Here is a 15,291-nt window from a genome sequence, read left to right as displayed (position 1 = left end):
TGGCCTCATGGTTGCAGATTGTATGTGACCCAAGGGTCGCCACCGCCACACCGTCATAGAGGTGTCGGGCAGCCGCGTCGATCATCGAGCGCCGCGCAAGCTGATAGCTGACAGGTCATGCTCGTCGGCTAGAACGGTCATTGCATTTCCTTTCCTTGGTTGTCAGGCTCACCATTTCGCACTCAACGGCGCGGGGCCTTCGTGGGAGGGAAACAGCGGTAGAACCTCCTCGGCCAATTCCTGTATGATTTCGGCGGCAGGACGTTCAGAGAACTGGATGCCAAGAGCCGCATGGTTCACGCCTGCATCTCGCCATTCGCCCAACAGGTCGATCAATCCGTTTCGTCCCGTTCGGAGCACAAAGCCGCCCTGCAAGGGTGTGCGAGGGAAGTGCGGATCGGCGACCAGATCAAGCCATTCATTCGTCATGTGCGGACGGAATCCACCGCCCCCTATCTTCTCGCGCCAGGCGCGAATGTTCTTTGCGAGGCGTTTCGGTCCTTCGGGCGTATGAGTTGGTTGCGGATAGGTCAGCCAGCCGTCAGCATGCGTCGCCACCCATTCTGGCGTCTGCCGGCTTGAGCCTGTGACAATGAGCGGGATGCGGCCAGTCGCGGCTTTGGGAAGCAAATCGGCACCGGTCATTGCGCCAAGCCTCCCATTGATCGAAGGACTGCCTTCAGCGACAAGACGGCGAAACCACGCGACGGCTTCCGCAAAGCGTTGGCCTCTTGTATCAAAATCAACGCCATATGCCGGGAACTCGACGGGGCGGTCCCCTGAAGCGATTCCAAGAACAAGGCGGCCACCAGAAAGTTGATCGATGGTTGTCGCCATCTTGGCAAGGTCGATGGGGTGGCGCAGCGAAAAGACCGCGCTTCCCGTGGCAAGAGCAACGCGCTCCGTTTTGGCCGCTAGATAAGCAAGATAGGTAAAGGGGTCGAAGACCTGTCCGGCATCGCCGAAACCGGGATCGAACAGCGGAACATCTCGCAGCCAAACGGCTGCAAATCCGTGTCTGTCGATGCTGCCGACAAGTTCAGCCTGCCCCTCCAATACTGACATGCTGCCGTGATAGAAGCGCAGCGGCAAGAAGATACCGACCGTGAGATGATCGGCTCTGAACATTCGGTTATAGCCGGGATGCAGGGCAAAAGCGTCGGATGACGCTCCCTCCGAAATGCTAACGGACGGTGCGGTATCGGTAATGATAGTCATGAAAATGAATTCCTTATGCGAGTTGTCTTCACGGCCCTGTTGCGGGAGCCGGAAGCGATATGCCGCGCTGCACGGCCGGGCGTTCTGCGACCTGTTCGTGCCAGCGCAGTAAATTTTGATGGTGAGTGAAAGTGAATCCGCAGATCACCGCGATATGTGTCCAGCCGAAGGTTGCGATGTCGGCGATGGAATAGTCCTCACCCGCCAGCCACGTATTTCCCGACAATCGGTCGTCGAGCACCGCGAAGGCGTCTTCGGTCAGATTTTGATAGCGTTCAATGGCGGACGGGATTTTGTCCTTGGCAAACATCTCGAAATGGACACGTTGTCCGAGGATAGGCCCCATACTTGACGTGTGGAACTGAAGCCACTTGATCGCTTCCCACCGCGCTTTGGTGTCTTGTGGCAGAAGCTTGCCCGTCTTTTCGGCCAGATAGAGCAGGATAGCTGCTGACTCGAACAAAGTGATGCCGGTATCCTCATCCGTGATGACTGGAATACGGCCATGGGGATTGAGAGCGAGAAAGGCGGGCTGGCGATGTTCACCATCGTCAATACGCACATGATGCAGGCGGTAGGGAAGCGCCAGTTCTTCAAGAGCAATTGTCGCCTTGAATCCGTTCGGAGAGGAATCTGTATAGAGGTGGATCATTCCGCCGTTCCTTGAATTATGCGATGAATTTGGGAGTTTCACGGTTTATTGCTTCGGATGAAGACCAGAGCGGAACCGGTCAGCACCTTGAGCTTGGAACCAAGAGCGATAGTGGTCATACCCGCGGACGCGAGAAGATGCGGCCCACGGAAACCTATGACTTTATCCGCCAGCGCAAAAAATCCACCGCGTCCAAAAAAGAAAGCCGCTGAAAGTAGATGAACTGTCTTGTCGAGGTATTGCCGTTGCCATCAATTCATCTCGCTTTCAGGAGATAGCCATGCTAAATCTTTATGTCTGTCGATAAAGACGTATTATCCGATATAAATTGCGATCAAAAACCATATGATCTGCTTTTAGAATTTAGGTAATCTATATTATGAATCCTGTGCTTCCCCTGCTTGCTCTGCGGGCCTTTGTCGAAACGGGACGACATTGTAGTATAAAGCAAGCCGCCGAAGCGATGGGTGTCACATCCGGGGCGGTTAGCCAGCAGATTAGACAGTTGGAAGATCGCCTCGGCGTCACACTGTTCACGCGCACGCGCTACGGGGTGCGACTGACCGAGGCAGGGGCAAAGGTTCATCCAGGTCTGCTTGTCGCCTTCGACCAGATCGCAAAGAGCCTAGAGACGCTGGAGGCAATCAATACGCGTCCGACGTTGACCATCAGCACGGTGCCGTCATTCGCTGCGTCTTGGTTGGTGCCTCGGCTTGGCAGGTTCACCGCCCGGCAACCGGATATTGAGGTTCGCGTAGAGGCTACATCAAAGCTCGTCGACCTTGGACGCGACCGTGTAGATATCGCCATCCGGCACGGGCTAGGCCATTACCCTGGCCTTGTATCCGAACATCTGATGGCCCCGGTCTTTTTGCCGGTCGCAAGTCCGAAGTTGCTGGGCACACGGCCACCGATAAAGGAACCTGTGGACTGCCTCGGCTGGCCGCTGCTTCAGGATTCTGATCGGGCCGATTGGCATCTGTGGTTTAAAGCTGTTGGCGTAGCAGATGATCCTCGCGCAGAGCGTGGCCCATCCTTTGAGGATGATTATATGCTTGTTCGCGCGGCAATTGCCGGTCAGGGGCTCGCCCTCGTGCGGGATGTCTATGCTGCCGAAGAAATCGCCTCCGGACGTTTGGCGCTTGCACTGGATCGGCCATGGCCGGCAGAGTTCGCATATTATGCGGTAACTCTGCCCGATGCTGCCAGGCGGCAGCCAGTGCGCGATTTCATCCACTGGCTGAAAGAGGAAACGGCGCCAGACTCCGGTGTAGCTCGATGAATGCCGAGTTTTCAGCTTTCACACGAGCAGCTTCACCTATCCCAAAAATCTGCGCTTTCCGGGTTTGATCTGGGGCATCTGAATTCTACGATGCCTTCCTTTTTCCATTTAAAGAGCATTTTTATGTTTTTGCATGGCTCCGCTCTCAGATGCAAAAATGACGAGCCCAGAGCGTTCGCATTCGTCGCAGATGAAAATTCAAAAAGACACGCAATACAACGATAAAGCAGGGTAAGGGGTTTTGGAAAAGCATTTCTCGGTGTTCAGATCTTAGTTCACGAATGGTGTGAAATTTGAAGAGAAGAAACAATTTAATTTAAGTCGCACGAATAAATAAATTTTGACGTTTACGGAAAAGTCAAAGTACGCTAGTTTTGCTCCACAATCGAACTCTCGTCATCGTTTTTTTGAGTTGCGAGAGCGTCAAAAGTGGCAAAATTGGTGGTTTCTTTGAGTTTTGGCCCCATTTTGACATGGAGAGTACCCTGTCACACATTTGAGTGCACCATATGGCAGACGTACCAAATACACAGGTGGGAGCCTGTTCCGCTTCATGCGGAGCCGAGCGGGTAATTGATTTGGAGGATTTCGATGCCGAGCTATCGCGCGCCAGTTGAGGATACGAATTTCGTTCTCAATGACGTTCTGAATTATCAGCGTTATAACAATCTGCCGGGTTTTGCCGATGCATCACCCGATGTCGTCGAGGCGATCCTGTCCGAAGGCGCGAAGCTTGCCGAAGGCACGCTGTTTCCGGTCAATCATACCGGGGATCAGGAAGGTTGTGTCCGCGCATCTGATGGTTCAGTGAAGACACCAAAGGGTTTCAAGGCAGCTTATGACCAGTATCGCGAAGGCGGTTGGCTTGGTCTTGCGGTGCCGGAACAATATGGCGGGCAGGGACTTCCATATCTGCTGCATACAGCCGTTGGTGAATATATGTCGTCAGCCAATATGGCGCTGACCATGTATCCGGGCCTGACACAGGGCGCGATCGCCGCGATCCTCGCCCACGGTACGGATGAGCAGAAAGACACTTATCTGCCAAGGATGGTGGAAGGCACATGGACCGGCACCATGAACCTGACCGAGCCACATTGCGGTACCGATCTGGGGCTGCTGCGTTCAACGGCGACACCACAGGGTGATGGTTCCTACAAGATTTCCGGCCAGAAGATTTTCATCTCGGCTGGTGAACATGACATGTCGGAAAACATCATCCATCTGGTGCTGGCTCGTATCGACGGCGCACCGGAAGGTGTGAAAGGCATTTCGCTGTTCGTCGTGCCGAAGTTTATTCTGGATGCCGATGGCAATCCGGGAGAGCGGAATGGCGTGTCCTGCGGATCCATCGAAGAGAAGATGGGTATCCACGGCAATGCAACCTGCGTCATGAATTATGACGATGCGACGGGCTTCCTGATTGGCGAGGCACACAAGGGTCTACGCGCCATGTTCACCATGATGAACGAAGCACGTCTCGGTGTGGCTTTGCAGGGTCTTTCGATTGCCGAAACTGCCTATCAGAATGCTGCGATCTATGCGCGTGAGCGTATTCAGGGCCGTGCGCTCTCAGGTGCCGCGGCACCTGACAAGAAGGCTGATCCGATCATCGTGCATCCGGATATCCGCCGTAACCTTATGAATATCCGCGCTTTCAACGAAGCTGGTCGCGCGCTTATCCTCTGGACGGCGCTCAATTCCGATATTGCCCATCGTTCCGGCGATGAAGCAGAAAGTCAGGCGGCTGACGATCTCGTTGGCCTGCTTACGCCGGTGCTGAAAGGTGTTCTGACTGATAAAGGTTTTGAACATGCTGTCATGGCGCAGCAGGTGTTCGGCGGCCACGGCTATATTGAAGAACATGGCATGAGCCAGTATGTGCGCGATGCGCGTATTGCTATGATCTATGAAGGTGCCAACGGCATTCAGGCGCTTGATCTGGTGGGCCGCAAGCTGGCGCTGAATGGTGGTCGTGCGATCACTGCTTTCTTCAAGGAAGTGGGCGAGTTCTGCGAGGTCAATCGCGAAAATGAAAAGCTCTCATTCTTCACCAAGCATCTGAAAAAGGGCGTCAACGATCTTCAGGCCGCAACGATGTGGCTGATGCAGAACGCGATGGCAAAACCCGACAATGCCGGAGCAGCATCAAACGATTATATGCATCTGTTTGGTCTGGTGGCGCTTGGTTACATGTGGGCGCGCATGGCGAAGGTCGCGGAGGAAAAGCTGGCTGCTGGTGAGGGCAACAAGGCCTATCTTGAAGCAAAGCTTGTCACGGCTCGCTACTATTTCGAGCGGATCATGCCGGAAAGTGTTGCCCATCTCGCGCGCATCCAGTCGGGTGCGGACAGCATGATGGCGCTTAACGCAGACGCATTTTGAGTTAGAGATCAGGCTAAGTTTTCGAACTTAGCGGGAAGGAGAAAAAATGGCCGAGGCTTATATATACGATCACGTCCGAACACCGCGCGGACGTGGAAAGAAGGACGGTAGCCTGCATGAAGTTCCCGCCGTTCGTCTGGGCGCGAAGGTTCTGGAATCCTTGCGCGACCGCAACGGTATCGACACGGCAAAGGTCGACGATATTATTTTCGGCTGTGTCGATCCTGTTGGTGAAGCGGGCGCCGTCATACCAAAATCTGCCGCCTTTGAAGCGGGTTATGATTTCAAGGCACCGGGCGTTCAGATTTCGCGTTTCTGCGCATCTGGTCTCGATGCCGTCAATCTGGCCGCGGCCAAGGTTGCCTTCGGTGCCGACGATCTGGTGATTGCGGGTGGCGTTGAAAGCATGTCCCGCGTCGGCATGGGTATGTCGGGCGGTGCCTGGTATATGGACCCGTCAGTCGGATTCCCTGGCTTTTTCATGCCGCAGGGCGTCTCTGCAGATCTGATTGCTACGAAATACGGCTTCTCGCGCGATGACGTGGATGCCTATGCTGTTGAAAGCCAGAAGCGCGCGGCCAAGTCGTGGCAAAATGGCTATTTCAAGAATTCAGTCATTCCGGTCAAGGATCAGAATGGCCTTACCATCCTTGACCATGATGAGCATATGCGTCCGGGCACTGATATGCAGGCGCTTGGTCAGCTTAACCCATCCTTTGTGATGCCCGGTGAAATGGGCGGCTTTAATGCTGTTGGCATTCAGGCGCATCCGGAAGTCGAAGTCATCAATCACGTCCATCATGCTGGTAACTCGTCGGGTATCGTCGATGGTGCGGCTGGTGTTCTGATTGGCTCGAAGAAGGCTGGCAAAGCCTTCGATATGAAGCCGCGTGCACGTATCCGTGCTTTTGCCAATATCGGCTCTGAACCCGCGCTTATGCTGACCGGCCCGGTAGATGTGACGGAAAAGCTTCTCAAGCGGGCTAAGATGAAGCTCTCGGATATCGATCTGTTTGAGTTAAACGAAGCTTTTGCTGCCGTGGTTCTGCGTTACTGCCAAGCCTTTGACATCCCGCACGACAAGATCAACGTCAATGGCGGCGCGATTGCGCTTGGCCATCCGCTGGGTGCAACAGGTGCGATGATCCTCGGCACGGTGCTGGATGAATTGGAACGCCGCGACCTCAACACTGCACTGGTCACTTTGTGTATCGGTGCGGGCATGGGTACGGCCACGATCATCGAGCGCGTGTAAGGGGAGGATGCGAATATGGCTTATGTAAATTTCAAAGTTGAAACCGACGCCGATGGCATCGCTCTCGTAACTTGGGACATGCCAGAAAAGTCGATGAATGTTTTCACCGTCGAGGTGATGCAGGAATTGAACGCCATTATCGACGCAACGACGGCTGACGAAAAGGTCAAGGGCGTCGTCATCACGTCGGGCAAAGACACGTTCTCCGGCGGTGCAGACCTGACCATGCTTGAAGGCATGTTCAAGGAGTTCCAGAAACAAAAGGCCAAAGACAGCCAAGCTGCGGTCCAGTCGCTGTTCGACAATGTAGGCCGTATGGGCGGACTGTTCCGCAAACTTGAAACCTCCGGCAAGCCATGGGTTTCGGCGATCAATGGCACCTGCATGGGTGGGGCATTTGAAATGTCGCTTGCTTGCCATGCTCGTGTTGCGTCAGACGCTCCGGGTGTAAAGATGGGCCTGCCGGAAGTGAAAGTAGGCTTGTTTCCGGGTGCCGGTGGTACACAGCGCGTTCCGCGCCTTGCCAACCAGCAGGACGCTTTGCAGATGATGACGACTGGCTCAAGTCTGAGCGCACAGCGCGCCAAGGCGATGGGGCTTGTCACCGAAGTGGCACCTGCCAAGAAGCTCGTGGAAACCGCAAAGAAGCTCATCAAGGGTGGCCTCAAGCCGGTTCAACCATGGGATGAAAAGGGCTTCAAGCTTCCGGGCGGCGCGATATATTCGGCTGCCGGTGCAAATCTCTGGCCTGCTGCAACCGCTATTTTGCGTCGTGAAACCTCCGGCAATTATCCGGCTGCACTCGCTATTCTGAAATCGGTTTATGAAGGCCTTCTTGTGCCGTTCGATACCGGCCTCAAGATCGAGCAGCGCTACTTCACTGAAATCCTTCAGACGACTGAAGCGGGAATGATGATCCGTTCGCTCTTCGTGTCGTTGCAGGAATTGAACAAGGGCGCACGTCGCCCGGTTGAAGAAAAGCCAACCAAGTTCAAGAAGATCGGCATTATTGGTGCGGGCTTTATGGGTGCAGGTATTGCCTACGTGACAGCTAAAGCAGGCATTCCCGTGGTGTTGATCGATCGCGATCAGGAGTCTGCCGACAAGGGCAAGGCGCACACGGCTGACCTTTTCACCAAGGAAATGCAGAAGGGCCGCGCGACGGAAGCCGACAAGGAAAAGCTCCTGTCGCTCATCACCGCAACGCCTGATTATGCGCTGCTGGAAGGTGCTGATCTGGTGATCGAAGCTGTGTTTGAGGATCGCGACGTCAAGCGCGTGGCGACTGAAAAGGCTGAGGAAGTGTTGAAAACTTCTGCAGTCTTCGCATCCAACACCTCGACCTTGCCAATCACGGGCCTTGCGAAAGTCTCCAAGCGTCCGAAGAACTTCATCGGTATCCACTTTTTCTCGCCCGTCGACAAGATGATGCTGGTGGAAGTCATCCTCGGCAAAAAGACGGGTGACAAGGCATTGGCAGTAGCCCTTGATTATGTTCGTGCGATCAAAAAGACGCCGATTGTCGTTAACGACACACGTGGTTTCTACGTCAATCGTTGTGTGCTGCGCTATATGTCAGAAGCCTACAACATGCTCGTTGAAGGTGTTCCTGCTGCGATGATCGAAAATGCCGCCCGTATGGCCGGTATGCCGGTTGGCCCGCTTGCGCTCAACGACGAAACGGCAATCGATCTCTCGCAGAAAATCCTCAAGGCAACGCTTGCCGATCTTGGCGAAAAGGCCGTTGATCCACGTCATGTGGAGTTGGTGGACAAGCTCGTCAATGAGTTTGATCGTAAGGGCCGCAAGAACGGCAAGGGCTTCTACGAATACCCAGCCAAGCCTGCCAAGAAGCATCTCTGGGTCGGTCTGAAAGACCTCTATCCTCAGCAGAACCCGGATAAAATTGACGTGAAAGAGCTGAAAGAGCGCTTCCTCGTGACGATTGCTTTGGAAGCTGCTCGCGTGATGGAAGAGGGTATTGTCACCGATCCGCGTGAAGCCGATGTCGGCTCCATTCTGGCCTTTGGTTTCGCGCCTTATACCGGCGGCACGTTGTCTTATATCGATGGCATGGGGGCGAAGAAATTTGTCAAGCTTGCCAAGGAGTTGCAGCGCAAATACGGGCAGCAGTTCAAGGCACCGAAGTTGCTTGTCGATATGGCAGAGAATGGCGAAAGCTTCTACCAGCGCTTCAACCCCTATAAGGGCGAGGCGAAGAAAGCAGCCTGATCTGCTGTCGCATTAGCTATTTAAATTACGCGCGGCATTCCGATGTCGCGCGTTTTTATTTATTAATAAGAAAATTTTCCCTGTAAAATAGCGCATCTTGCGTAAAATAAGCTTTTCGGCTAGGTTTTGCACAATATAGGATAGATGATTAGGTTTAAAATCCTCTTTGGCGGGCTATATCAATGTTTTCTCACGATAGCGTATGGGCTGCGATAGACGCCTTGGCAGAGCGCAATTCTTTAAGTGCGTCCGGTCTTGCACGCCGTGCAGGGCTTGATCCGACCACTTTCAATAAATCCAAGCGCTATGCCTCTGATGGACGCGCGCGCTGGCCATCGACAGAGTCGCTGGCCAAAGTCATGGAAGCGACCGGCGCAACATTCGATGAATTGATCCGGCTCATTCGTGGCGAAGCATCGATGCCCAATTACGGTGACTATTTGCAAGAGCCTAGCGCTATTCCGTTGCTTGGTATGGCAGAAGCGGGAGCAGGTGGCTATTTTGATGATGCCGGATTTCCTGCGGGTCAGGGCTGGGATGTGGTGCAGTTTCCAGCCGCACCCACCGATAATGTTTATGCGCTGGAAGTTTCTGGCGACTCCATGTTGCCGCTTTATCGTGATGGCGATACGCTGGTCGTAGCACCCAATGCACCGGTTCGCCGCGGTGACCGCGTGGTTGTTCGTACTAAAGACGGAGAGGTTATGGCTAAAATCCTGCATCGCCAGACACCGCGTACGATTGAACTTCACTCGTTTAATCCCGAGTTTCCAAATCGTTCCTTTGAGACCAAGGATGTCGAGTGGATCGCTCGTATTCTATGGGCGAGTCAGTAATGCCGAAACAGCAAACGAAGAGCCATGCACGCATTGTTTTTGGTGTTTTTGCAGGCATAACCGGGGCAATTCTTGTGGCCGCGTTTGTCGCGCCGTTTTATGGCGCGCTTGATCGCCCAGTCACTATTGTCGCAAGCGGCGACGGTGAAAGCAAAGTGGAAACGGGTTCAGGTAGTGGGATTGTCGTCGAGCAGTTCGATTATAGGGAGCCTAATGAGGCCACAGGTGCAGATAGTCCGACACCGCAAGAGACACCTGCTCCCGAAGTCGCGCCAAACATCGATGAAAAAAACTCTGACGGTCAGAGTGTCCAAAGCGGATTGGAGCAGGATGGACTTGAGCGCGAACCTGCACGCCCACCTCTGAGTGATTTGGGGCTGGCGTCAACGCCAAAACCACCAGAGCCACCAGCGCCTGCAGCATCCGTGGATGAGGGTGAGCCGATGCAACTTTTGCAACGTCCTGTTGCAGTTGCCGCCGGTCGGCTCGAAAGTCAGGGCCGCACGGTTGATCTGCAGGGCATCGAAGTCATGCCGATTGAACAAACCTGCCAGTCACCGGCTGGCGAAAGCTGGCCATGTGGTATGCAGGCACGGACGGCGTTTCGGCAGTGGTTGCGGGCGCGTGCAGTCATGTGTCGTTTGCCGCAGAACGACAGTGGCGCTGCTGTTTCAACGCAGTGCAGCGTCGGTAATGAAGATCCCGCACAGTGGTTAGTTGCCAATGGTTGGGCAAAAGCTATTGCTGGTGGTGTCTATCAGGAAGCAGGGCAAAAAGCCGAAGACAATCGTTTGGGCATCTTCGGGAACAAGCCTGATGCATCTTTGCAAAGGCTTGAACCTGCTAATGGGGGCGCATTGGAAAGCTCTTCTCCACGCGTACCGCAGATCGAACCAGTGCCGACCTCGCCGTCGATGCAGCAGGGAGACTTTCCTCCAGCTCCTGCTCCTGTAAATTGAGTTAAGTTTGGAGCGCCGGTTTTATATAGAAAGACCGGCTCTCCTTTTTCTGAGATTTGTTATCAAGCTTATGTCGCGACCACAGCCTTCTGATCCTGTCTCAGAGGCTTCTTGAGTGGAACCGTGACCACCACGAGACATGAGATAACAAGTGCAACGCCAAACCAACCCATCAGTGGCAAGCGTTCGCCTACGATAATGATGGCTAGTATAGCCGCGACTACCGGTTCGATCAGTGTGATCGTTGTCGCCATGCTGGCCGGAATACGTGCGAGGCCGATCCCAAAGCAGACGTAGCCAAGAAACATTGGCACAATAGCCATATAGATGCCGACTGCTGCATTGTTCCATGATGCCAGAAATGGACCACCGGCCACGATCAAAACTGGCATGAGCAATAATCCGCCAAGCCCGAATGTGGCACCCATAGCGACAGAAGAGCGTACTCCATTGAGCATCATGCGGCGTGCCGTCCATGAATAAAGTGCGTAAGTGAGGCCACCGAGAAGGCCCAGGCAAATACCTGTAACAACAGAGCTTTTTGTTTCCATCGTTGTATGGTCTGCACCTTCTGCAACTGTAATCAGCGCGATACCGGCAAGACCGATTAATGCGCCTGCAAGCCATTGACGTGAGAGCCGCGTGCGGTCGAACAGGTATTCAATGAGTGCAGAAAGCAGCGGTGCAGAGCCTATGGTGACGACTGTTCCGATGGTGACCCCAGCCATCCGCATAGAGGCATAAAACGCCAATGGGTAAATGGCGACAGCAAGTCCGCCTAAAACGAGAAGTCTCCATTGCTTTTTCAGAAATGAGAAGTTGCGTATAATTCCGCGTCCGGCGAGCAGAGCTTGTAATAAGCCTCCCACCCCCATGGCCGCGGCACCGATTGCGACAGCGCTGACTTCTGGCGCGAAAGTGGCCGCAGTGCCGGTGGTTCCCCATACAACGGATGAAAAAAGAACAGCAGACACACCGATTGTATAATCGCGAGATGAATTGCTCACAATGCCTCCAGCATGTCAGAGACGATTGCATGGGCGTCTTGAACGCAGCCGCTATTACCTTCCAGACCCGCTCTTGATATTGCCCCTTCAAGCAGAAAAGACATATGCCTTGCGAGTGCAGTGGCACGATCAGGGGCTTCGGGCAGCAGCTCCGTCAAATGTGAGGCGAGTAGCGCCTCAACTTCCCGTTTGTGATGTTTGACTGCCTGCCGCCCAATATCGTCCGCGGCTAGTTCTGCCGCAGCATTGAGCGAACCACAGCCACGAAAGCCGCGCTCATATTTATGCTCGGCATGGTCCTGATAGGCATCAAAAACGGCAAGAACCCTGTCTTGGGCTGTTGCCGCATGGTCCAGCCGTGCATGATAAAGGGCTAACCACTCGGCATGGCGTGCTTCCAGATATTGATTTACCAGATCAGCTTTCGAGGAGAAGTTGTTGTAAAGACTCTTCTTTGCAACGCCCGCTCTTTCAACAATAGCGTCGATTCCGGTGCCACCGACACCGTTATTATAAAAAAGAACGGCAGCGGCTTTGAGCAACTTGTCGCGCGCAGTTTCCAATGGAGCTTTTTCGATACTCATAGTCCTACCTCATTAGTAGGTAGGACGTACTACCTACTAATGAGGTTAGAGTCAACGGAGCTGATTTCAACCAAGGGCAAACGCGTTGAGCGCCATCCGCATCTCATTCGTTGAGAGCGGACCGCTATGGCCTTCCGTTTCGATAACGCGCAGCCGACTTGCAGGCCATGCTTTATGGAGCCTCCACGCGGTTATTGCCGGTCCGCTAAAATCTCTGCGTCCACGAATCAGGATCGCCGGAATATGCGCAATCCGGTCCATATTCGCTAGAATTTCAGCCCCGTTGCGAAGGAAGCCATCATTCGCTCAGTAATGCGTAACCAGCGTTGCGAAGGCGAGGCCTTGCAGATCATCGAAACGGCTTGCGATTGGCGTCCAATTCGGATCAAGCGAGATATGCGTCGATTCCCATGCGTTCCAATCCTGCGCGGCTTGCAAGCGTTCTTCCAGACTGCCATTGGCAAGCCGTCTCGCATAGGCCTCAACAACCCGCTCACCCGCGCACCTTGAAGAGGCTTTCTCGAACTGTTCCCATTCTTCCGGAAAAAGGCATCCAACGCCTTCGGTGATCCAGTTCACTTCCTCACGGCTCGTGGTCGTGACGGCAACGAGTGCCAATTCAGTCACCCTGTCGGGATGCGCTTGTGCGTAGGCGAGCGCAAGCGTAGCACCCCATGATGAGCCTGCGATCAGCCAAGCATTGATGCGAAGATGATTTCGAACAGCTTCAATATCGTCAATCAGCGCCTGGGTCGTATTGAGATGAAGCTGATCGGGATCATCAATCACCAGCGGACGACTGAACCCGCTATCGCGTTGGTCAATGCCGATGATAAGGTATTTTTCGGGATTAAAGCGTTGCCGATAGCTGCCCGTGCGCAAGCCGCTTCCGGGGCGGCCATGAAGATAAAGGGTTGGCTTTCCTTGCGGATTGCCCGATGCCTTCCAATAGATTTCATTGCCGTTTGATACAGCCAGCAAGCCTGTGGCGAAGGGTTCGCATTGGGGGTCGATCAATTCTGCTCCGGCTATAAACCGGGCAAAAAAAGCCTCACCCTGTACCATTCAGGGTGAGGCTTCTCATAAAAATATCAAGTGCTTACGATAATGTGCCAGAAAGAGCCCTCTGGATCAGTGCACGAGTTTCATCAATGCCATAGAGGGCAACGAATGAACCAAAGCGTGGACCGCGTTCCTGACCGATCAGCACTTCATAAAGCATCTGGAAGAAGGAGACCGATACGCCGGGGCCGCCTTCAGGGCTCTTCTTGGTGTGATCCTGATAACGCTCGATTGCACGAGCAACGTCCAGAATGGCGTTTTGAATGTCGGTGCCATCGGTCCCGGCAGGTAGCGTTGCAAGCTTGGCGTCAAGGCCTTCAAGTGCTGCGCGTTCCACATCGTCAGGGGTGCGGAACTGCTTTGTAGGCTTGACGAAATCGTTGAAGTAGCGGATCGCATAGCCAACGAGTGCGTCGAGTTCAGGATTGTTTTCCGGTGTAACACCCGGCACATGGCGCGAAATGAAGCCCCAGAGAACACTCGGGTTTTCTGCATTCGATGCGCTCACCAGATTGAGCATCAGCGCGAATGTGACCGGCAGTTCAACCTTTGGCGGATTGCCGTAATGGATGTGCCAGACCGGATTGTTCAGACGGTCTTTCCACTCCTGACGATTATAAGCCGAGAGATAGGTGAAATATTCGTCCACGGCCTTCGGGATTACGTCGAAATAGAGCTTCTTCGCGGTCTTAGGCTTCTGGAAGTTATAAAGTGCAAGGCTTTCGGTCGGCGCATAGGCCAGCCATTCGTCAATCGCAATGCCATTGCCCTTCGACTTTGAAATCTTCTGGCCAAGCTGATCGAGGAACAGTTCGTAGACGAAGTGTTCTGGCGCACGACCGCCAAGAATTTCGCAGATGCGGTCGTAAATGCCCGCATTTGTCTGGTGATCCTTGCCGAACATTTCAAAATCGACGCCCAGCGCTGCCCAGCGCATACCGAAATCTGGCTTCCACTGCAGCTTCACATTACCGCCGGTGACGGGCAACGTGGTTTCAACGCCGTCCTCATCGTCAAAAGTAATAGTGCCAGCCTTGGCATCCACGCTCTTCATCGGCACGTAAAGCACGCGGCCAGACTTTGGCGAGATCGGCAGGAACGGGCTGTAGGTCGCCTGCCGCTCTTCACCGAGTGTAGGTAGCATCACCTTCATGATGTCGTCATAGCGCTCGACAGCTTTCAGCAACACTGCATCAAACTTGCCGGACTTGTAGTACTCGGTCGCACTCGCAAATTCGTAATCGAAACCAAAAGTATCAAGGAAGCGGCAGAGCATTGCGTTGTTATGCTCGGCAAAGCTCTTGTATTCGCCGCCAAAAGGGTTTGGCACGGCAGAAAGCGGCAGTTGCAGATATGGTTCAAGCGCTGCCTTGTCCGGCACATTGTCTGGGATCTTGCGCATCCCGTCGAGATCGTCCGAGAAGCAGATCAGGCGGGTCTTGACCTTGTCTTCCGTCAGAACGCGAAACGCGTGGCGCACCATCGATGTACGTGCGACTTCGCCGAACGTGCCAATATGCGGCAGGCCCGACGGACCATAACCTGTTTCAAAGATCACGGTTTCAGGGAGACCGGTCTTCTGATAGCGCTTGAGGATTTTCTTCGCCTCTTCAAAAGGCCACGATTTCGCTTCCGCAGCCGCCGCGGTCAGTTCCGGGGTCAGCGTAATTTCGGGAAGACGGTGCGAAGTCATGATTTTATCCTGATGTCCTGTGAAGGGCTTTATTTGTTGAAATCTTTTACACTGAAACGTGTCATTGCTCTATGGCGCGGTGGAACTCACACGTCAATCTTTGCCACAGCAATTCCGACCGAATTT

Annotated in this window: 13 protein-coding genes; 7 read left to right on the top strand and 6 right to left on the bottom strand. The window is 53.9% G+C overall.

Annotation, left to right across the window (positions count from 1 at the left end):
• Positions 1–168: 168 nt before the first annotated feature.
• A complete protein-coding gene (locus tag H5024_RS18405) occupies positions 169–1,218 on the bottom strand; it encodes an LLM class oxidoreductase (RefSeq protein WP_187548556.1) in 1,050 nt (349 codons plus the stop codon).
• Positions 1,219–1,246: 28 nt separating this feature from the next.
• On the bottom strand, positions 1,247–1,870 hold the full coding sequence (locus tag H5024_RS18400; RefSeq protein ID WP_187548555.1) for a glutathione S-transferase family protein: 624 nt from the start codon (positions 1,868–1,870) through the stop codon (positions 1,247–1,249).
• 23 nt (positions 1,871–1,893) lie between these two features.
• On the opposite strand from H5024_RS18400, the gene H5024_RS18395 reads away from it, so the two are divergent.
• From H5024_RS18395 to H5024_RS18365, 7 genes are all read left to right on the top strand, one after another.
• Entirely contained in the window at positions 1,894–2,082 is a 189-nt protein-coding gene (locus H5024_RS18395; protein WP_187548554.1) for a hypothetical protein, read from the top strand.
• A gap of 167 nt (positions 2,083–2,249) precedes the next feature.
• On the top strand, positions 2,250–3,152 hold the full coding sequence (gene gcvA / locus H5024_RS18390) for a transcriptional regulator GcvA (RefSeq protein WP_187548553.1): 903 nt from the start codon (positions 2,250–2,252) through the stop codon (positions 3,150–3,152).
• A 591-nt stretch (positions 3,153–3,743) separates the two neighbouring features.
• Positions 3,744–5,537 carry an acyl-CoA dehydrogenase C-terminal domain-containing protein gene (locus tag H5024_RS18385; RefSeq protein WP_187548552.1) on the top strand — a complete coding sequence of 598 codons (1,794 nt, stop codon included), beginning with the start codon at positions 3,744–3,746 and terminating at the stop codon, positions 5,535–5,537.
• Positions 5,538–5,583: 46 nt separating this feature from the next.
• Positions 5,584–6,792: an acetyl-CoA C-acetyltransferase gene (locus H5024_RS18380; protein WP_187548551.1), complete on the top strand. Its 1,209-nt coding sequence runs from the start codon at positions 5,584–5,586 to the stop codon at positions 6,790–6,792.
• A 15-nt stretch (positions 6,793–6,807) separates the two neighbouring features.
• Positions 6,808–9,024 carry a 3-hydroxyacyl-CoA dehydrogenase NAD-binding domain-containing protein gene (locus H5024_RS18375; RefSeq protein WP_187548550.1) on the top strand — a complete coding sequence of 739 codons (2,217 nt, stop codon included), beginning with the start codon at positions 6,808–6,810 and terminating at the stop codon, positions 9,022–9,024.
• Positions 9,025–9,206: 182 nt separating this feature from the next.
• The gene (locus tag H5024_RS18370) at positions 9,207–9,860 is read left to right on the top strand and encodes a helix-turn-helix transcriptional regulator (protein WP_187548549.1); all 654 of its coding nucleotides are present in this window, start codon (positions 9,207–9,209) and stop codon (positions 9,858–9,860) included.
• On the top strand, positions 9,860–10,819 hold the full coding sequence (locus H5024_RS18365) for a thermonuclease family protein (protein ID WP_187548548.1): 960 nt from the start codon (positions 9,860–9,862) through the stop codon (positions 10,817–10,819). The genes H5024_RS18370 and H5024_RS18365 overlap by 1 nt, the downstream gene beginning before the upstream one ends.
• Positions 10,820–10,887: 68 nt before the next feature.
• Here H5024_RS18365 and H5024_RS21640 read toward each other — a convergent pair whose 3' ends face one another.
• The 4 genes from H5024_RS21640 to H5024_RS18345 form a co-directional block, all read right to left on the bottom strand.
• Complete coding sequence (locus H5024_RS21640) at positions 10,888–11,826, bottom strand: EamA family transporter (protein ID WP_187548547.1); 939 nt, start codon at positions 11,824–11,826, stop codon at positions 10,888–10,890.
• Positions 11,823–12,410 carry a TetR/AcrR family transcriptional regulator gene (locus tag H5024_RS18355; RefSeq protein ID WP_187548546.1) on the bottom strand — a complete coding sequence of 196 codons (588 nt, stop codon included), beginning with the start codon at positions 12,408–12,410 and terminating at the stop codon, positions 11,823–11,825. The genes H5024_RS21640 and H5024_RS18355 overlap by 4 nt, the downstream gene beginning before the upstream one ends.
• Positions 12,411–12,716: 306 nt before the next feature.
• Positions 12,717–13,427 (bottom strand): alpha/beta fold hydrolase, encoded by a 711-nt coding sequence (locus tag H5024_RS18350; protein ID WP_247875337.1) that lies wholly within the window; start codon positions 13,425–13,427, stop codon positions 12,717–12,719.
• Between the two features lie 82 nt (positions 13,428–13,509).
• The gene (locus H5024_RS18345; protein WP_187548545.1) at positions 13,510–15,165 is read right to left on the bottom strand and encodes a lysine--tRNA ligase; all 1,656 of its coding nucleotides are present in this window, start codon (positions 15,163–15,165) and stop codon (positions 13,510–13,512) included.
• Positions 15,166–15,291 lie beyond the last annotated feature (126 nt).

Origin of the sequence: Ochrobactrum sp. Marseille-Q0166 (assembly GCF_014397025.1) — a bacterium.
Lineage (GTDB): Bacteria > Pseudomonadota > Alphaproteobacteria > Rhizobiales > Rhizobiaceae > Brucella.
This window is presented reverse-complemented; position numbering and strand designations above follow the sequence as displayed.